The organism is Arcobacter sp. CECT 8985, from assembly GCF_004116495.1.
GTDB lineage: Bacteria > Campylobacterota > Campylobacteria > Campylobacterales > Arcobacteraceae > Malaciobacter.
On the sequence record NZ_PDKC01000008.1, the window covers coordinates 22876 to 43214 of the forward strand.

At 26.0% G+C, this 20339-nt stretch carries 19 protein-coding genes; 16 read left to right on the plus strand and 3 right to left on the minus strand.

Annotated elements, in window-relative coordinates:
* Positions 1-109: 109 nt before the first annotated feature.
* The 16 genes from CRU93_RS05200 to CRU93_RS05270 all read left to right on the plus strand — a co-directional run bounded on the left by CRU93_RS05200 (position 110) and on the right by CRU93_RS05270 (position 17238).
* Positions 110-799 carry a response regulator transcription factor gene (locus tag CRU93_RS05200; RefSeq protein WP_129103127.1) on the plus strand — a complete coding sequence of 230 codons (690 nt, stop codon included), beginning with the start codon at positions 110-112 and terminating at the stop codon, positions 797-799.
* Positions 789-2216 (plus strand): DUF3365 domain-containing protein, encoded by a 1428-nt coding sequence (locus tag CRU93_RS05205; RefSeq protein WP_129103128.1) that lies wholly within the window; start codon positions 789-791, stop codon positions 2214-2216. The genes CRU93_RS05200 and CRU93_RS05205 overlap by 11 nt, the downstream gene beginning before the upstream one ends.
* A gap of 186 nt (positions 2217-2402) precedes the next feature.
* Complete coding sequence (locus CRU93_RS05210; RefSeq protein WP_129103129.1) at positions 2403-4514, plus strand: multiheme c-type cytochrome; 2112 nt, start codon at positions 2403-2405, stop codon at positions 4512-4514.
* Between the two features lie 75 nt (positions 4515-4589).
* Positions 4590-5387 carry an FKBP-type peptidyl-prolyl cis-trans isomerase gene (locus CRU93_RS05215; protein WP_129103130.1) on the plus strand — a complete coding sequence of 266 codons (798 nt, stop codon included), beginning with the start codon at positions 4590-4592 and terminating at the stop codon, positions 5385-5387.
* A gap of 17 nt (positions 5388-5404) precedes the next feature.
* Positions 5405-6088: a 4Fe-4S dicluster domain-containing protein gene (locus CRU93_RS05220; RefSeq protein ID WP_129103131.1), complete on the plus strand. Its 684-nt coding sequence runs from the start codon at positions 5405-5407 to the stop codon at positions 6086-6088.
* Complete coding sequence (gene nrfD, locus CRU93_RS05225) at positions 6081-7019, plus strand: NrfD/PsrC family molybdoenzyme membrane anchor subunit (RefSeq protein ID WP_129103132.1); 939 nt, start codon at positions 6081-6083, stop codon at positions 7017-7019. Before CRU93_RS05220 ends, nrfD begins: the two co-directional genes overlap by 8 nt.
* Positions 7020-7048: 29 nt before the next feature.
* Positions 7049-9724, plus strand: a complete 2676-nt coding sequence (gene ccsA / locus CRU93_RS05230; protein ID WP_129103133.1) for a cytochrome c biogenesis protein CcsA — start codon at positions 7049-7051, stop codon at positions 9722-9724.
* Positions 9725-9736: 12 nt separating this feature from the next.
* Positions 9737-11005 carry a coproporphyrinogen III oxidase family protein gene (locus CRU93_RS05235; RefSeq protein WP_129103134.1) on the plus strand — a complete coding sequence of 423 codons (1269 nt, stop codon included), beginning with the start codon at positions 9737-9739 and terminating at the stop codon, positions 11003-11005.
* Positions 11006-11015: 10 nt separating this feature from the next.
* Entirely contained in the window at positions 11016-11852 is an 837-nt protein-coding gene (locus CRU93_RS05240) for a tetratricopeptide repeat protein (protein WP_129103135.1), read from the plus strand.
* Between the two features lie 11 nt (positions 11853-11863).
* A complete protein-coding gene (locus tag CRU93_RS05245; protein ID WP_129103136.1) occupies positions 11864-12712 on the plus strand; it encodes an SEL1-like repeat protein in 849 nt (282 codons plus the stop codon).
* The gene (locus tag CRU93_RS05250; protein ID WP_129103137.1) at positions 12709-13761 is read left to right on the plus strand and encodes a nitrous oxide reductase accessory protein NosL; all 1053 of its coding nucleotides are present in this window, start codon (positions 12709-12711) and stop codon (positions 13759-13761) included. Before CRU93_RS05245 ends, CRU93_RS05250 begins: the two co-directional genes overlap by 4 nt.
* Entirely contained in the window at positions 13758-13943 is a 186-nt protein-coding gene (locus CRU93_RS14125; RefSeq protein WP_164967621.1) for a hypothetical protein, read from the plus strand. Before CRU93_RS05250 ends, CRU93_RS14125 begins: the two co-directional genes overlap by 4 nt.
* Positions 13933-15033, plus strand: coding sequence for an ABC transporter permease (locus CRU93_RS05255; protein ID WP_164967622.1), 1101 nt, complete (start codon positions 13933-13935; stop codon positions 15031-15033). Before CRU93_RS14125 ends, CRU93_RS05255 begins: the two co-directional genes overlap by 11 nt.
* Entirely contained in the window at positions 15030-15707 is a 678-nt protein-coding gene (locus CRU93_RS05260; RefSeq protein WP_129103139.1) for an ABC transporter ATP-binding protein, read from the plus strand. Before CRU93_RS05255 ends, CRU93_RS05260 begins: the two co-directional genes overlap by 4 nt.
* Positions 15704-16657 carry a hypothetical protein gene (locus CRU93_RS05265; protein ID WP_129103140.1) on the plus strand — a complete coding sequence of 318 codons (954 nt, stop codon included), beginning with the start codon at positions 15704-15706 and terminating at the stop codon, positions 16655-16657. The genes CRU93_RS05260 and CRU93_RS05265 overlap by 4 nt, the downstream gene beginning before the upstream one ends.
* Positions 16654-17238, plus strand: a complete 585-nt coding sequence (locus CRU93_RS05270; RefSeq protein WP_129103141.1) for a nitrous oxide reductase accessory protein NosL — start codon at positions 16654-16656, stop codon at positions 17236-17238. The genes CRU93_RS05265 and CRU93_RS05270 overlap by 4 nt, the downstream gene beginning before the upstream one ends.
* 51 nt (positions 17239-17289) lie before the next feature.
* On the opposite strand, the gene CRU93_RS05275 is transcribed toward CRU93_RS05270, so the two are convergent.
* Genes CRU93_RS05275 through CRU93_RS05285 form a run of 3 tightly spaced genes read right to left on the minus strand, consistent with a single transcriptional unit; the run spans position 17290 to position 20256 of the window.
* Complete coding sequence (locus CRU93_RS05275; protein ID WP_129103142.1) at positions 17290-18570, minus strand: TRAP transporter large permease; 1281 nt, start codon at positions 18568-18570, stop codon at positions 17290-17292.
* Complete coding sequence (locus tag CRU93_RS05280) at positions 18567-19193, minus strand: TRAP transporter small permease (protein ID WP_129103143.1); 627 nt, start codon at positions 19191-19193, stop codon at positions 18567-18569. Before CRU93_RS05280 ends, CRU93_RS05275 begins: the two co-directional genes overlap by 4 nt.
* A 4-nt stretch (positions 19194-19197) precedes the next feature.
* Positions 19198-20256, minus strand: coding sequence for a TRAP transporter substrate-binding protein (locus CRU93_RS05285; RefSeq protein WP_258238841.1), 1059 nt, complete (start codon positions 20254-20256; stop codon positions 19198-19200).
* Positions 20257-20339: the final 83 nt, after the last annotated feature.

Below are 20339 nucleotides of genomic sequence, written 5' to 3' on the forward strand. Positions count from 1 at the left end.
ACAATTAATTTGTATATTTTTTATAAAATTAAGAATATTATAAAGAATTTAAATATATTTTATTAAACAAGTTATATGATATATAAAATAAAAATAAAGAAGTACAATAATGAGTAATTATTCTAACTTAGATATTTTGTCTGATAAAAAAGCACTTTGTGTTGATGATGATGAAGGTATTTTAAAAGAGATAAAAGAGACATTAGAGATATTCTTTTTCGAAGTGGTTGGATTGAGTGATGGTCAAAAAGCACTTAATGAAATAAATGAAAATCATTATGATGCTTTATTTTTTGATATTTCTATGCCTAATATGGATGGATTAGAAGCTATCAAAAATATTAGAAAAACAAATAAAAAAATTCCAATAATAATAATTTCTGCTCATACAGATCAAGAATATTTATGGAGAGCAGTTGATTTGAAAATTACAAAATATCTTACAAAACCTTTAATAAAAAATAATCTTTTAACTGCTTTAGAAGTAGTTTCTTTGGAGTTAGTAGATTATAATCCAATTTTTAAATTAAATGATAAAATAGTATATAATTTTTATACAAAACAATTACAGACTAATAATAAAATGATCCAACTTTCAAAAAGTGAAAGTAAATTATTAGAATATTTTCTTAAAAACATAAACCAAGTTGTTACATATGATTTAATAATGGATTATTTATGGGATTTTGATAAATCAAGTAAAGAAGCTGTAAAAGCAATTGTAAAAGAACTAAGAAAAAAAATAGGCTCAGACTTAATAAAAAATATCTATGGATTAGGGTATAAGTGTGAAGTTTAATTTTAGATTTATAATAAGTATTTTTATATTACTCTATGCAGTAATAACACTTCTTTTTTTTAATTTTTATAAAGAATTAGCAATAAAAGATACAAAAAAAGAAGCAAACTCAATTTTAAATAATATGAATGCAATAAGAACTTATATTGAAGAAGTTCAAAGACCTATGATTTATAAACTTATGGGAAATCGAGAAACTTTTGATAAAAATTTTGATGCAAGAATTTTATCTTCAACTTACATCTCACAATACATATATGAAAAGCAATTAGAAAAGAAACAATTAAATTATAGGTATAAACTGGTTGCTACAAATCCTTTAAATCCTATTCATAAAGCAAATGAGTTTGAAACTACAATTTTAAATAGGTTTAGGAAAAATAATATTAAACACTATTTTTCAATATTAGAAGAAAATGGAAAGTCATATTTTTTTATAGCAAAACCAATTAGTAGAAATACAACAAAATGTCTTATGTGTCATGGAGATCCTAAATATGCACCAAAAAAATTAGTCATGGATTATGGAAATGATAGTGGTTTTTTTGAAAAAGTTGGTGATTTAAGAGCTATGATATATTTAAAAATTGCAATTACTGATATTATTTCTTATCATAAAAGTTCGTTTATAACTGGTGGAATAGCTATGTTTTTTGTATTTATTATTTTTATAATTCTTATATATATAATTTATAAAAAAGATAAAAAACTTGAAGATAGAAAAGAGTTATTATTTGAGCACCAAAATAGGTTAGCTGTTATGGGAAGTATGATAGGAAATATTTCCCATCAATGGAAACAACCATTATCTCATCTTAGTTCAATTTTAATTAATATGGAACTTTTAAGTGAAAGGGGTAAATTATCTGTAGATAAAGTAACATCAAAAATTAATGATGCAAATGAACAAATTTATTTCATGTCTAATACAATAGATGATTTTAAAAACTTTTTTTCTCCAAAAGATAATAATGATAAATTTTATATAGAAGAGATTATAAATCAATCAATTAGATTACTTCAAGCATCATTAGATAGATATAATATTAAAGTTAGTATAAATATAAATGAAAATTTTATATTTTTTGGTTCAAGAAATGAACTTGTTCAAGTTTTTGTAAATATTATTAATAATGCAAAAGATGCTTTTATTGCAAATGAAATTGAAAAAAGAATAATTGTTATTAGAACATATAAAAATTTAGATAAAACTATTATTTCTATTCAAAATAATGCGGGTCAGATTTCAAATCAGGTTTTAGGAAAAATATTTAAGCCATATTTTTCTACAAAAGATTTAAGTGTTGCAACTGGAATTGGTCTTTATATATGCAAAGTAATTGTAGAAAGATATAATGGTTCTATTTGTGCAAAGAACTTAGATGATGGAATGAAATTTCAAATAATTTTTAATTAAAATAATTAAAAATTTAAAAAATATAAACTTCTAAATTTACTAAAAATATCAAAAATAATCATATTTATTTATTTTCTCCCTTTTCTCACCTTTTTTATTGTTACCATTTTAATCGGTGTACAAAGAATAACTTTTAATATAACTTAAAATTTATTATTAGTATATCAACACAAGAAAGGAGAAGTAATGAGAAGTATAAATAAAAGACTATTCGTTTGTTTGTTTATATGTATTGGCATTATGATTAATTATGCATTTGCAAATGATTATAATAATGGCTCACCACAGATGAGCAAGGAAGCTAGAAAAATCATTGCTGAAAATGAAGGCACAAAAGATACTAGAGGTGTTGTTACACTAAAAGATTATGTGATTCAAGAAAAAGCAAGATATGACTGGATTTTTAAAAATCACCCAATTTTTAAAACATACTTACCAAAAGGTAATGTTGTTGGTAAATTAAAAGTTGTGGATAGAGGTGAAGAATTTGTAGAGGGTGGTCATGGAAATGATTTTCAAAAATACAGTAAAAGAAAAGGTATTACATCTACAATGTATAGATTACCTGCTACTGAGCCTTTAGTATTCCCTAATAAATTTGTAGGGCCAAAAAAATGTGGTGAGTGTCATGCTGCACAATATGAAAAATGGAGTCGGTCAAGACATTCAACTACAGTAAGATTCCCAGGAGAACACCCAGAGGTTAATAATGAGCTAACTAAATCAGTTTTCGGGCCTGATACAGCTTCAATTTTGCCTAAAGGAATTACTCCTGATGTAATCTATTGTACTATAGGTCACCTTAGAACTAAAATGGGATATTTTGATGCTTGGCTATTAAGAGGTACATACCACGTTGTAGGTGGACTTTTAAAAGATGGAACTGGAAAAATTGTTGCTGGTTCAAACCAATTTCAAAGAACATGGGCAAATGATTTAACACCAGAAGTTGCTAAAAAAATTAGAAAATATATTCCTGATTTCCCTGTAACATTAGAAGAACATGGAGAAAATTCAGGTTATGTAAGAGGTTTAGCTTCTTATGCAGCAAGATATAAAAAAGTAATGGCAGTTCAAGCTGCATCCTCATATTGTGCTGTTTGCCATCCTTGGAAATTTGATTATAAAACAACAAAAGAGTTTTATTCTGATTTAGGAAATGCTAAAGAGTTACAAAAACATACAATATCTAAAGGTGTTTCATGTGAAGAGTGTCACGGTGCGGGTGGACACTTAGAAGGTGGAAAAGGTCTTAGAACTTCAAACTGCGAAAGATGTCACCAAAGATTTAGTTTTAGACCATTCTTAGCTGAAAAATTTAGAGATTCTAAAAATCCAAAATTAAAAAATAGAGCTGCAGAACTTGGTTTAACTTCTAAATTCAAATCTGCTGGTCCTGGATGTGGTACTGAAGGTTCACAATCATATTTTACAGCACACTATGAAGCAGGTATGAGATGTACTACTTGTCATGATCCTCATGATGTTACTGGTTATGTTGTTACTAAAAGTGCTAAAAAAGGTGGCGTATATGAAGATACAGGTGATTATTTAAGTTCATTTTATACTAAACCAGCAATTAGAAAATCATGTGCAAGTTGTCACAAAGAAGCTGCTTATATTGCAAGAAATACAAAAGATACTCATAGTAATGTTAAATGTCAATCATGCCATATGCCATTTTTAATGAGTTGTGAAAACTTCTATGCTATTCAATATCAAGATCATGCAGGTTTTGATACTCAAAGAAGATCACATATTTGGAAAATCAATGTAAGTCCGGACAAAAAAACTCTTAATCCCCCTCCAGGTCAACCAAGAGTTCAAACAGTACCTAAAAAATACAAAGATTGGTACATTGCTAAAAATAAAGATGGGCATACATTTGTTGATTTGATGTGGGCTTGTGGTAAAACTTCATGGGCAGATAAAGATATGGTTGATAATAAAGGTTGTCACAGTATCGTTCAGTCTAAATTGAAAAAAACATTACACTTCAAAAATCAAAGAAGAGTTTATGATGAAGTTGTAGGTTGGCAAAAACCAATCAAAAAAATCTATGCTGAAGTTACAGTTGCTATAAAAGGTATTTATGAAATGCTAGATGTGACTAAGTTAAGTGTAGAAGATAGATCAAGAGTTAATGAATTAATTGAAAAGGCTCAAGATACTATGGATTTAATCAAAAAAGATGCTTCATGGGGAGTTCATGGATTTAAATATACAAAAAGAAGAGCAAAAGCTGCACAAGCATATGTTCAAGAAGCACAAAATATTTTATCAAAAGCTTCAAAATAAAATTTAAATTCAAATAAAAGGGGATTACACTTTTGTGTAGTTCCTTTTTGAAAAAAAGTTACCAAGGATTAATTAATGAACTTAACAAAAATAAAATTAAGTTATATAGCACCAATTGTTTTAAGTATTGTAGTACAAAGTTTTGCAACTACAAGTTTAAAAACTGATGTTCAAAAACAATCTTATAGCTTAGGTGCTTCAACAGGTGGTTATATAAGTAATCAAATTTATGCTCAGATTCAATTAGGAGCAAAAGTAGATGTTGATTTAGTTGTTAAAGGCTTTGAAGATGCCCTAAAACAAAAGTTAAAAATTAGTGAAGCAGAAGTTATTGAAAATCTAAATAAAAGAGCTGATCTATTAAATAAAGTACAAAAACAGAAAATTAAAAAACTTCAAATAGAAAATGCAAAAAAACAAAAAGCTTTTCTTGTAAAGAATGCAAAAAGACCAGGAGTTAAAGTTACAAAATCAGGATTACAATATGAAGTAATAAAAGATTCTTCAAAAGGTGAAAAACCAAAAGCAGAAAGCATCGTAATTATGAATTATAAAGCTTCATTAATAAATGGACACGAATTTGATAATACATATAAAAGAAAAGCACCTGCACACTTGTCTATGATTAATATAATAGATGGATTAAAAGAAGGACTGATGTTAATGCATATAGGATCAAAATATAAATTTTATATTCCAAGTAAATTAGCATATAAAAATGTACAAATGAGAGATATACCACCTAATTCAATTTTAATATTTGAAGTAGAGTTATCAAAGGTTTTAAAACCTGGTGCAATGAAATTAAAAAGTAATTTTAGTATGACTGGTCATGGTACTACAAAACAAGGAAATCCAAAAGTTTCTAAATAAGTAAAGAGGATACGATGATGAGTAGTAAAGAAAATAATAGAAGAAATTTTATTAAGAGTATAGGCTTAGGGTCGATTTTTTTTGGAAGTGTTCAATATGGATTTAGTTCTATTGAAAAAAAAGAAAAGAAAAAAACTCACTATGCAATGATATATGACCAAAATAAATGTGTTGGATGTGGAGATTGTGAAACAGCTTGTAAAAAAGTAAATCATGTTCCAAAAAATCAACATAGATTATATGTTGAAGATCAGACAAAACCTGATGATTATTCACATAAAAAATATATGAGAGTTTCTTGTCAACAATGTGTTGATTCTCCATGTACTCAAGTTTGTCCCACTGGTGCATGCCATAAAGATTCAATTACAAATATTGTGACTATGAATGTAGATAAATGTATTGGATGTAAATATTGTATCGTTGCTTGTCCTTACGATGTAAGATTTATAAATGAACAAACAAATGCAGCAGAAAATTGTAATTTTTGTTCAAATACTAATTTTGCAAAAGGTAAAGATCCTGCATGTGTTGAGTCTTGCAAATATGATGCATTGGTTTTTGGTGATTTAAATGATGAAACTGCATATATAAACAAAATATTAGATGTAAAAGATGCAGTAAGGTTAAAACCAGGATTTGGGACAAAACCAAGTCTTAGATATATACCTAAACTGAAAACAGGAGTTTATGATGACTGAATTAATCACTTATAGCTCAGGTTTTACTGAAGAAATAGGTTGGGAATGGCCAATATCTGTATATTTACTTTTAGCAGGTATTTCAGGTGGTGCAATTATTGTAGCATTATTGATTAGATTTTACAAAAATCAAACACAGACTACACCAATATATAAATCAGCATCACTTGTGGCATTTATAACTATTTTAATGGGAATGGTTTGTTTAGTTGGTGATTTAACAAGACCTTTATTGTTTTGGCAAATTTTAATAAATTATAATTTTAATTCTGTAATGTCAATCGGTGTTGCAGCACTTATGATTTATATACCTTTAACTTTTGTAGCAGTTGTTTTTTCTTTTGAAGAATTTATTAAAGAAAAATTTGCATTTTTAACAAAAATTATTGATTTATTAAAAAAATTTAGAGTTGCAATAGAAGGAATACTTTTCTTATTTGGTGTTGTAATTTGTGCATATACAGGGTTTTTAATATCAGTGTTAGTACGGTTTCCCTTATTAAATACTTCAATTTTACCAGCACTTTTTGTTATTTCAGGTTTATCAGCAGGAACAGCAGCACTTTGTATTATGGCAAAAAGAGTTTTTAATGAAAATACTCATTCAAGTGATATGAAAATATTACATAAAATTGAGTGGCCAATAATGGCAATTGAGATTTTATTTTTGGCAATGTTATATATTTCATTAGCAACAGGAAATGAAGCAGGGAAAATAGCAGTTGCTGGATTTCATGAAGGAATGTGGTCAAATATTTTTTGGATAGGAGTAGTTTTTATAGGTTTTGTATTACCTATTATTTTAAATTTTATTCCAACTAAAGAACATACTACAAATAAAATATTTTATATTTCTGCAATGTGTAGTATCGTGGGTGTTTTATGCTTACGGCTATTTATAATTTATGCAGGTCAAACTTTTAATGTATAGGTAAATACAAGTTTTGTTTAGGGGTTATTATGTATTTTTTTAAAAAAGTGTTACTTTCATATAAATTTATTATATTATTACTATTTTTATTAGCCTTAGGTGCAGCAATAGCTACATTTATTGAAAATGATTATGATGCACAAACAGCAAAAGTTTTAGTTTATAATGCAGTATGGTATGAATCTATAATGGTATTACTTGCTATATCTTTAATAGGAATAATTATTAAACAAAAAATGTATAAAAAAATGGGTGCGTTTTTGTTTCATTTAGGTTTTGTTTTTGTTTTAATTGGTGCAGGAGTTACAAGATATTTTGGATATGAAGGTGTAATTCATATCAGAGAACATACAGCTGAAAATAGAGTAATTTCTGAAAAATCATATTTTCAAATTAAAGTGAATAATAAGACATTTTCGCATCCATTATCCCTTGGAAAAATAGGTGATAATAGTTTTGAATATTTGTATAAAATCAATAACAAAAATTTAAAAATAAAATTTAAAGATTATAAAACACACAAAAATACAAATGTAGAAAATCTTTTTGTTATTGCTAGTTATGATAATAAAAAAGAAGAGTTAAAAATAAATGGAGGACATGGTAATTTAGAACCACCCACTATTTTTAGTGTTGATGGAATGAATATTGAATTATCTTGGGGTTCTAAGATAATTAGATTACCTTTTAAAATAGAATTAAGGGATTTTCAAATTGAAAGATATCCTGGATCTCAAAGTCCATCATCTTATGCCAGTGAAGTTTCATTGATAGATAAAAATTCTAGTTTTAATTATAGAATATTTATGAATAATCCTCTTAGTTATAAAGGCTTTAAGTTTTTTCAATCTTCTTATGACAAAGATGAAATGGGAACTGTTTTATCTGTAAATAAAGACCCTGGAAAATGGCCAACATATTTTGCTTATTTTCTTTTATCATTAGGGTTTATTTTGAATTTTTTTACCAAAAAGAGTAGATTCGAAAGACTTAGAATTTTTTTAATAAAAAATAATTTATGTTTAATTTTACCAATAATTTTTATATTCTCTTCAATTGTAAAAGCTGATAATGTCCAGTACTTAAATGACTTTAGACAAAATACAAATGAACATGCAAAATCTTTTGCACAAATATATGTTCAAGATTTTAACGGGCGTATAAAACCAATGGGAACTCAATCACTTGAGGTGTTGCATAAAATGTCATTAAAAGATTCTATGTTTGGTTTAAGTGCAACGCAAGTAATGCTTGGAATCTTTTCTGAACCTACACGTTGGGAAAGAATGAATCTAATAAGAATTAAAAATAGTAAAATTAAAAAGATTTTAAAAATAAAAAAAGATATAAAGTATATCTCTTTTTCTTCAGTATTTACACCTGATGGAGAGTATAAACTTGATAAATATATTAATGATGCAAATGAAAAAATGCCTTCAAAAAGAGGTACTTTTGATAAAGATTTAATAAAATTAGATGAAAGATTAAATATCTATTATTTGTCTACAATTGGAATATTCTCTAAATTTATTCCCAATGCTTCTGATAATTCACACAAATGGTATAGTCCACAAGAAGCAATTACCAAATATTGGTTGGATGATAAAATTAGAAGTACTTTATATAAATATAAAAATGCTTTAATAAAAGGTATTTTTAAAAATGATTGGAAACAAGCAGATGAGTCTTTAAGTATATTAAAAAAATATCAAAGAGAACAAGATTCAGAGATATTACCTTCTTTTTATCAAACAAAAGTTGAATTATTATCAAATAAGTTAGAGATATTTCCAAATTTAATAAAAGTATATTTTTTAATAGGATTTATTGCTTTAGTTTTTTCAATAATCTCAATTTTTTTAAAAAAAGATTTTCCTAGATTTAAAAAGATTTTTTTTACCTTATTATTTGTAGGTTTTGTTTTTCATACTTTAGGATTAGCAATGAGATGGTATATATCAGGTCATGCACCTTGGAGTAATACATATGAATCACTAATTTATATTGGTTGGTCATCTATTTTAGCTGGCTTAGTTGTATTTAGAAAATCGTTATTATCATTAGCATGTTCATCTATTTTTGGTGCAATAACTATGTTAGTTGCACATTTAAATTTTATTAGCCCTCAAATTACTCCTCTTGTTCCTGTACTTAAATCTTATTGGTTAAGTATTCATGTATCAATTATTACAGCAAGTTATGGTTTCTTAGGTTTTGGAGCAATTTTGTCTTTTCTTGCATTGTTACTTATGATATTTAAATCAACAAAAAATAAAAAAGATATTGATTTGCAAATAAGACAACTAGCAGCGATTACTGAAATTAGCTTAATTGTTGGAATATCTCTTTTAACAGTTGGTAATTTTGTTGGAGGAATTTGGGCAAATGAGAGTTGGGGACGATATTGGGGTTGGGATCCTAAAGAGACATGGTCTTTTATCTCTATTGTTATTTACACAATAGTTTTACATTTAAGATTTATTCCAAAAATGAATAAAGTATATGTATTTTTAATAGCCTCAGTATTATCTTTCTTTTCAATAATAATGACATATTTTGGGGTTAATTTTTATTTATCTGGAATGCATTCATATGCTTCAGGAGATAAAGTACCTATTCCAAGTTTTGTTTATTATATAGTAGCTATTGTTTTTGTAGTTATATTATTGGCATTTCCTAAAAGAGATGTAAAAGTTATTAAATAAAGAGAAAATATTATGAATAAATCTATACAATTATTAAGTTTTTTTGCAAGCTCAAAATTAATACAAACATCTATGAATGAATGTATGAAAATAAAATATATAAATAAAGAAATATCATATGAATTTGATAAAAATAAAAAATATTTTTTATATATTCATATACCATTTTGTGAAGAATTTTGCAGCTTTTGTTCTTTTCATAAATTTAAATATAATAAAAATGACTGTAAAAGATATTTTAAAAATTTGAGATTAGAATTATTAAAAATGAAAGAAAAAAGTCTTGATTTTGATACTTTATATATTGGAGGAGGGACACCTTTAATTGATGAGGTTGAATTATTAAATACAATAGAGTATGCAAAAACCCTTTTTAATATAAATGAAATTTCTTGTGAAACAACTCCTAATCATATAAATGCAGATATTTTGAATAATTTTAAAGGGCTAATAAATAGATTATCAATTGGAGTACAAACTTTTGATAATAAAATTTTGAAATCAACTGCTAGATATGAAAAATATGGTTCTTCAGAACAATTACAAGAAAAAATATCTAAAGTTGTAGGAGTTTTACCTATAACAAGTTTAGATTTAATTTTCAATTTTCCTTCTCAAACTAAACAGATGTTAATTACTGATTTAAATATTGCAAAAAATTTAAATGTAGAACAAATAATCACATATCCTTTGATGTCTTCAAAGTTAAAAAATTATCCAACATTAAAGAAATTAAAATTATTAAAAAATAGCAAAGAATTTAATCTTTACTCAATAATAAAAGAAGAATTGTCAAATTATATACAAAATAATGCATGGGCTTTTTCTAAAAATAATATTACTTTAAAAGATGAATATATTGCTGAAAATAATGAGTATATAGGTATAGGAAGTGGAGCTTTTTCTCATATAAATAAAAAACTATTTGTTAATGCTTATGATTTAAATTTATACGAAAAATTAATAAAAAAACAATCAAATACAATTATTGCATATACTGAAGAGTTTAAAATGAAAAAATATTTACAATACCAATTTTTAGTGCATCTTTTTAATGGATATATACATATTGATAGATTTAATAAATTATTTAATACTTCAGTTGAAAAAACATTAAATTTTGAGTTATCAATGTTGAAATTAATAGATGCAATTTATATTAAAAATAGAAAAATTATTCCTACAAGCTTTGGTCAATATCTAAGTGTAATAATGATGAAAGAGTTTTATATGGGAATGGATGATATTAGAACACAATTAAGAAAAACAATAAAATCTTAGGAGAAAAGTCATGAAAAATTTTTTATTATTTATGTTATTGACAGTTACATATATTTACGCAAATAGCATTGATAAAGCTGATTCATTTTATGCAAATGCAGAATATAAAAAAGCATTTAAAGAGTATGAAATAACATGTAAAAAAGCAAATAGTGAAGGGTGTTATAAAGTTGGATTTATGTATGAAAATAAGCAAAGTGTAAAGCAAGACTTTAAAAAAGCATTTTTATTCTATGAAAAAGCTTGTAATTTAGGAAATAAAAGAGCATGTTATAAGGTTGGCGTTTGTTATGACAAAGGTGGAATTTTGAAACTTAAAACAGATTATAAAAAAGCACAAGAGTATTATACTAAATCGTGTAAAAAGGGTTTTGGTCTTTCATGTTATAACTTAGGTTCTATTTATCAATACTACTTAAATCCAAAAAAGAATAAACAAAAAAGCATAGATATGTTCAAAAAAGCATGTAATAATGGTTTTTTATTAGGTTGTTATAAAGTAGGAAATATCTTAAATAAAAATAAAGATATTAAAAATGCAGTCAAATGGTATAAAAAAGGTTGTGATAATAATGATTCAGAATCTTGTTTTAGATTAGTAGATATTTATATTAAAGATATAGCACAAATGAATCCAAATAATTTTAAACAACTATTTAATAAGTACAAATCTGGATGTGAAAGGGAAGATACCATTATGTGTTATAAGTTAGCAATCTTTTATGCTACAGGCCGAGGTACAAGACAAAATTATATAAAAGCAAAACAAGTTTATGAAAGAGGATGTAATCTTGGAGACAATGCAAGTTGTATAGAGTATTTAATGCTAAATGATATGGGATTTTAAAGGATTTAATTATGAAAAAGTATATATTTTTATTAATAGTTATATTTTCAGCTTTACAAGCTGGATATATAAAAGAGAGTGTAAAAGCACATAAAGCTGGTGATCATAAAAAAGTTGCATCTATTTATGAGAAAGCTTGTTTGAAAGATAATAAAGCTTCTGCTTGTTATAACTTAGGTGTTCTTTATATGGGCTCAGAGGGTATAAAAAAAGATGTTGATAAAGCAATAAAATATTATAAAAAAGCTTGCAATAAAAATTTTATTTCTGCATGTTATAACTTGGCATTACTTTATTCAAATTCAAAAGAAGTAAAAAAAGATATTAATAAATCTATTAAATTATATACAAAAGCATGTAAGCAAAATCATGCTGCAAGTTGTAATAATTTAGCAAGAATATATGATTTAGGTAAAAGTACAAAACAGGATTTAAAAAAAGCATTTTCTTTTTATAAAAAATCTTGCAATAGTTATGATGAATTGGGTTGTAGTAACCTTGCATTTATGTATGAAAATGCAAGAGGTGTAAGTAGAAATTATAATGTTGCAATTGAATTATATAAAAAATCTTGTAAAGCAGGTGTTGCTATAGCTTGTGAAAACTTAGGGCATATGTATGAACATGCAAAAGGTGTAAAAAAAGATTATAAAAAAGCATTTTCTTTATATGAACAAGCTTGTAAGAATAAAGATGGAGTAAAGGGATGTAATAATCTTGCTGTTTTATATATTAATGGTTTTGGTGTAAAACAAGATTTTCTAAAAGCAAAAGATTTATTTAAAAAATCTTGCGATAAAGGCTTGAAGTTAGCTTGTGATAATTATGCGTTATTAAAAGATTATAAGGAAGAAAAATGAAAAAGTTAATTTATGTTTTATTTATTTTTGTATCTTGTTTAAATGCGCAGATTTTTCAATCAATAGCAAAAGATAAAGGTGTATTTGAAAATAAAAATGTTAATAGATTTTATTGTGATAATTGTGCAATGAGCTTAGCAAAATATTATAAGACAAACTACCTTTATAAAGGACATCAATATGCATCACTTCATTGTTTATATGAAGTATCTAAGGGTAACATTGAAGGTGAGGTTAAAGTTGTAGATGCAAAAACGATGAAATTTATTGATGCAAAAAAAGCATATTTTGTTGTTGGAAGTTCAAAAAGAGGAACAATGAGTATGACAAGTAAATATGCTTTTAAAAATAAAAAAGATGCATTGGAGTTTAAAAGTAAATACTCTGGAAATATAATGAATTTTGAAGATGCATATATAACAGCACGAAATGATTTTCAAAATGATTTATCAATGATAAATACAAAAAAAGAGAAGAAAATATATAAAATAGGTAAAAAGATGTATGAAAAAAAATGTGAGCAAGTTAATGTAAACAATTTCAAATCATTACCTGAATTAAAAACAAAACTAGAAAAAGTTTGTAAAGTACATATAGATAAAAAGTTACAAGCAATTGCTATTTATCTTTGGGACATAAAAAAGAAAAACAAACATATGCGAAAAATAGTATCTATTAAAGTTCCAAAAGATGCAAAATGTCCAATTTGTGGAATGTTTGTATATAAATATCCAAAATGGGCTTGTATGGTTGTTTATAAAAATAAAAAATATTATTTTGATGGACCAAAAGATATGTTGAAATTTATATTTCAAAAAGGCAAAGATAATATTACTGAAATGTATGTGAGTGATTATTTTACAACTAAAAAAATTGATGCGAAAAAAGCCTATTTTGTAATTGGTTCTGATGTTTATGGACCTATGGGAAAAGAGCTTCCTGCTTTTGAATCAGATGAAGCTGCATATAACTTTAAAAATGATCATTTTGGTAAAAAAGTTCTTTTTTATAGTGAAATTACAGATGAGGTTTTAGAGTATTTAAAATGAGTTTTATATATAAAATCAGTTTATTTATTTTAAGTTTATTTATTATTATTTCTGTTCATTACAGAAGTTTTGATTTTAAAAACAGATTTGAAAATTTAAAAGATTTTTCTTCAAAAACTTATGTTAGAGCTTCTTTTATTTTTAAATCAAATGATTATAAAGAGTTTGTATATGTTAAATAGAAATTTTGTTGATTACTCCATAAAACTACTATTAAAAGATAAAACTGAACACTTTTTTAGTTTTGTAATTTTTACATTTATAATTTTTATTTTGAGTTCAGTTTTATTTGTTTCTGATTCTATAAAATATGATTTACTTTCAACACTTGGAGCAAAAGATCAAATAATAGTAACCAACACAAAATCTGGTAAATATTTTCCTTTAAATGAAAAACATTTAGACTTAATAATCCAGTTAAATGGAGTTGAGGATGTTGTAGGAAAAATTGATGGATATTATAATTTTGCACAAAATGCAAGATATATTCATATTATTGGTGATGATTCTTTATCTGATGATGATATTGTAGTTTCAAAAGATGTAAAAGATTTATTTATGAAGTATGGCTATAAAAAAGAGTTTAATTTTTTAACTATTAATGGAACAATTACAAAGAATATTAAAAAAGTTATAGATTCAAATATTCTTTCAAACAATACAATCTTTGCAAATAATTATATTGCAAGAAAAATCTTAGATATAAATGATGACCAATACTCTTATTTTAGTGTAAATGTTCCTAATAGTAGTGAAGTTGATTTTTTAGCTAGAAAAATAATGGATACTTTTCCAAATTGTAAAGCAGTTACAAATGATGAGATTCAATCAGACTACCGAGAAATATTTTATTATAAAGGTGGAATCTTTATGATTTTATATATTGTAACAATGTTGGCTTTTTTTATTCTTCTTAAAAATCAAGTATCCTCTGTACTAGGAGATAAGAAAAAACAGATTGCTATTTTGAGAAGTATTGGCTATTCAATTAAAGATATTATTTTATTAAAGTTTATTCAAAATATTGTTGTTTCTATAAGTTCATATTTTATTGGAGTATGTCTATCTTATATATTTGTATTTATTTTTAATGCACCTTTGATAAAAAATATATTTTTAGGTCAAGGAATGGAAAACTTAATTTTTACTCCAGTTATAAATTTTAGAATGTTGTTCTTAATATTTATGTTTACGGTAGTTCCTTTTTTGGCTTTTATTATTATACCTTCTTGGAAAGTTGCCATTGATGATATTAGTGAGGTAATGAAATGATAGAAATAGAAGTTAAGAATTTATATAAAATATATAATGAAAATAGACAAAATGAATTTACTGCACTAAAAAATATTAATTTACAGATAAAAAGTGGTGAAATTGTAGTAATTAAAGGGAAAAGTGGAAGTGGCAAAAGTACATTGCTTTCTATTCTTGGAGGAATAAGTAAACCAACAAAAGGTGATGTAATAATTGAAAATGAAAATATTGCAAAGCTTCCTGATATTTATATCTCAAATTTTAGAAATGAGAAAATAGGTTTTATTTTTCAGTCTTTTAATCTTATAAATGGACTTACAACATATGATAATGTTAAAGCTCCTTTAGTTTTAAAAAAGCTAAAGAAACAAGAGTTTGAAACAAAAATAAAAAAAGCTTTACAAATTGCAAATATTCAACATAAATCAGATCAAAATGTTGAAAACTTAAGTGGTGGAGAAAAGCAAAGATGTGCAATTGCAAGAGCTTTAGTAATGAATCCTTCAATTATTTTAGCAGATGAGCCAACTGCAAATTTAGATAAACATAACTCATTAATTTTTATTGATATGTTAAAAAAACTTAAAAAGTTAAATAAAACAGTAATAGTTGCAACTCATGACTCTTTATTTGAGCATTTAGAGTTTGTTAATAGATATATTAATATAAATGACGCAGAGATTATAACGTGAATATTTTTTTATTAAATGATACAATAGCTTTTCTATTTTTAGAAATAATTTTAGTTATTCTAATGCTTATTAGTGAGTATTCAGTTATTAAAATTCTTAAAAATTGGAATTTTGATTTAACTACTTCAAAACAGTATTCTTTGGAAAAAAGAAATTACTTAGTAAATACAATTATAAGTTTTACAATAATGGGAAAAATTGTACTGTTTTTCTTTTTTATAAAAACATTATCTGAATTATCACATGTTGTTCCAGGAGCTATGTGTATAGCTGGAGTAATTGGTGCAAATGATTATGGAGAAGGAGTTTTACTTCTAAAAATCTTTATAGTGTTTATGTTAGGAGTTTGGCTAATTGTCAATAAACTTGATATTAAATCAAAGAAATTTATATTTATAAAACCAAAATACTATTTTTTTAATTTCATACTATTTTTGATGATTTTTGAATTGATTTTTGAAATCTTTTATTTTATTAATGTTCCTTTATCTGTATCTGTTTTTTGTTGTTCAACTTTGTTTAAAGCAGATGCTTTGCCTTTTGGATTACAGCAAGCTTCATTAGTTGGTATTTACTTTATTATTTATATTTTTGCTGTGATTTTTTCTTTGCTAAAAAAAATAGTATTGAGTTTTGTTTTTAATGTATTTTTTTTATTTATTGGATACTTTGCAGTAACATACTTTTTTAGTATATATATTTATATATTGCCAAATCATCAGTGTCCTTTTTGTATTTTGCAAAAAGAGTATTATTATATTGGTTACTTTATTTGGATATCTCTTTTTCTTGGAGTGTTTTTTGGGATTTCTCCTTATGTTATAGAATCACTTATAAAAAAAAGAGATTACACTGTTTTAAAATATAGTACTATTTTTAATACAATATTTGTGTTGATTTGTTCATATTATGTAGTTATTTATTATTTTAAAAATGGAGTTTTCTTGTGAGAAGAGTATTGCCATATTTTGTATTGATTATCCTTGCTTTTTTTTTATATGATTATTCAAATAAAACTAGAGAAGATATAACTGTTATACATAATTACAAAGGTGAAGGACCTTATAGAATTATTTTAGGTACATATAAAAATAGATATATTTGTAGTGATTGTGGAATGATGATAAAAAGATATTTAAATTCAGCACAAGTTATCACACCAAATCATGATGTATATTTTTTTGATGATATTGGATGTATGTTAAATTGGCTTAATAGACAAGATTTTAAAAATAAAGCCAAAATATATGTTTTTAGTACTGATACAAGAGCTTATATAGATGCAAAATTAGCTTGGTATATAAGAGATGCAAATACTCCATTAGGATATGGTTTTGGAGCATATGAAACATCAATTGGTGCAATTACAAGTGCTATTACAAGATCAAGAATTGATGAACAAGTTGGTGTATTTAATGTAAAAAGAGAATCAAAACAGATTTATGAGTTCGATGAAATAAAAAAATTTGCTTTAAGAGGTGAAACTTTACTTAATCCTATGATAAAAAAAGAGTTATTACAAAGAAGATAGATTTATCAAATAAGAGTGTAGGGCAAGGCCCCACTCTTGAATTTATTATTTTTATCCAAACATTAGATTTGGTAAGAATAGAGTAATTTCTGGAATATAAGTAATAGCTATTAATCCAGCTAAAATTGTCATTGTCCACGGGAATGTGGCAACAATAACATCTTTTATACTCATACCTGTAAGTCCAGAAGTTACAAAGAGGTTAAGCCCAACTGGTGGGGACACCATCCCTAATTCCATATTTACCGTAATTACAATACCAAAATGAATTGGATCAATTCCTAGTGCAGTTGCAACAGGAAGTAATAATGGTACTAAAATCATAATAATTGCACTTGGTTCCATAAATGAACCAGCTAATATAAGTAATAAGTTCACCATTAATAGGAACATATATTTATTTACATTTGCTTCAACCAATGCATTTGTTATCATTTGAGGAATATTCTCAATTGTTAAGAAGTGTGCAAAAATCATTGCATTTGCAATAATAAACATAATCATTGCAGTTGTTTTTGCAGACTCTAATGCAGTTGCATATAGTTCATTAAATTTAATATCTTTATAAATAAATACAGATACAAAAAATGCCCAAGTACAAGCAACAGCTGCAGCTTCAGTTGGTGTAAATATACCACCATAAATACCACCAATAACAATTACAATTGTCATAAGACCCCATGCAGCGTCTTTCATTTTTCTAAGTCTTACTTTAAAAGGTTGTGGTTCAGTTCTTTCAAACCCTAATCTTTTTGCACCAATGTAAGTAACAACAATTAACATAAAACCAAGTAAAATACCTGGTACAACACCAGCCATAAATAACTTACCAATTGAAACTTCTGCTGTTACACCATAAACAATAAGTACAATAGAAGGTGGGATTAAAATACCTAAAGAACCTGCTGTTGCAATTGTACCAACAGCATATTTTTTAGGATAACCAGCTTGCATAATTGCACCAAACATAATAGATCCAATAGCAACAACAGTTGCAGGAGAACTTCCTGATACAGCAGCAAAGATAATTGAAGCAAAAATAGCTGAAATTGGAAGACCACCTGGTAAGTGACCAACTATAGATTTTGCAAATTCAATAATTCTTTGCGCAGCACTACCTTTACTAAGTAAGTTACCAGCAAAAATAAACATTGGAATAGCCATTAATGAATAATGGTGAACTTTTTCAAATATCATTGAAGATATTTCAATTGGTGAAATTGGAGTAAATAATAATAATGTAACAAATGTTGCTCCACCTAAACAAATAGCAATAGGTGTTCCAATAATAACTAGGAAGAAAAATATACCAAATAATACAGCTATACTCATAGCATTCCTCCTGTTTTCTTCTCTACATCTTTAACCATTTTACTTAAATTTTGCAAATTCTCATTATCCTTATACTCTCTTGAATTCATTCCCATTTCTGCCAAAACATGTTCTGCTTCTGATTCTTTGATAATTTTATCATGACTTGTACTTAAAATACCGTGAATTCTTTCTGCTACTCTATATGCACCAAATGCAAAAGATATAGGAACAACAGAATATACTATCCACATTGGCATACCCCACATGTCAATTGATCTTTCATCTAAATCAATAACTAATAGTAAATATTTATATCCAAAATATGAAACTGCTACTAAAAAGACTAAAGTAATCAAATGTGAAAGTACTAACATTACTTTTGCAACTCTTGTTGGCATTGCATCTAAAACAATTGTAACTGCTATATGTGCATCTTTTTTAAAACAGTATGCTGCAGCAAAAAATACACTCCATAAAAATAGAGTTACTGATAATTCACTTGCCCATGTAAATGATGCATCAAAAAGATATCTAGCTACAACATTTATAAAAGCAACAGCAACCCCAGCAGTGATTCCCACTACTGCGATTTTCTGATTAATATGACCTATAGTCTTACTAATATTTCTTAAAATTGACATTTAATTATTCCGTTTTTAAAGTTTTCTCAATTAAATCTTTACCAATTACATCTTTATCATAAAAATCTGGATAAATTTTACTTGTAGCTTTTTTCCAAGCTGCTCTTTGCTCGTCATTTAAAGTAAAGATTTTTAATTTACCAGTCTCTTTTGCATATTGTTTGATTAAATCGAATTGTTTAGTATTTAATTCTTCTGCGTATTCTCTTTCTTTTTGAGTAGCTTCATTCATAGCTTGTTGAACATCTTTTTGTAATTCAGGTGTTAATGAATTCCAGAATTTTTCACTCATAACAACTAAGTATCCTAAATAACCATGGTTAGAAATAGTTAAATATTTTTGAACTTCATGGAATTTTTTAGTATAAATATTTGAAATTGGATTTTCTGCTGCATCAATTACACCTTGTTGTAACGCTGAATAAACTTCAGAGAAAGGCATCATTTGTGGATTTGCTCCAACTGCTTTGAATTGTTCTTCAAGTACTTTTGAAGACATGATTCTAAATTTTTGTCCTGCCGCATCTTCTGGCATTAAAATAGGTTTTTTAGAAGATGAGAATTGTTTGAAGTTGTTGTCCCAAAAAGATAATGCTTTATAACCTTTCGCAGTTACCATACCTTTTAGTTCTTGACCTACTTCACCATCTTGAACTCTATGTAACTGATCTATATCTTTAAATAAAAATGGTAAATCAAATAGCGCTAATTGAGGAACGATTTTACCAAATTTTGAAAAACTTGGTGCTGCCATTTGCACAGAATCTAATTTTAAAGCTTTTAATACTGCACTGTCTTTATATAATTGAGAAGAAGGATAAACTTGAACATCAATTTGTCCATTTGATAATTCTTCTAATCTTTTTTCAAAATAGTCTGCAGCTTTCCCTTTAGGTGTATTTGCACTTACAACATGTGAGAACTTAAGTACATAAGTTTTCTTTCCATTGTCAGCAGAAGCTTTTGCTTCATTCGAGTCACCTTTATTGTCACCACATCCAGTAAAAAATAATGCTGAAGCAACTACAGCACTAGATACTATACCTTTCATGATTTTTGTCATTTTCACTCCTTGTTTTTTGATCACAAGAAAATTATAATCTAATATTATGTAATAATTATGTAAAAAAATGCAAATTTAAAAAT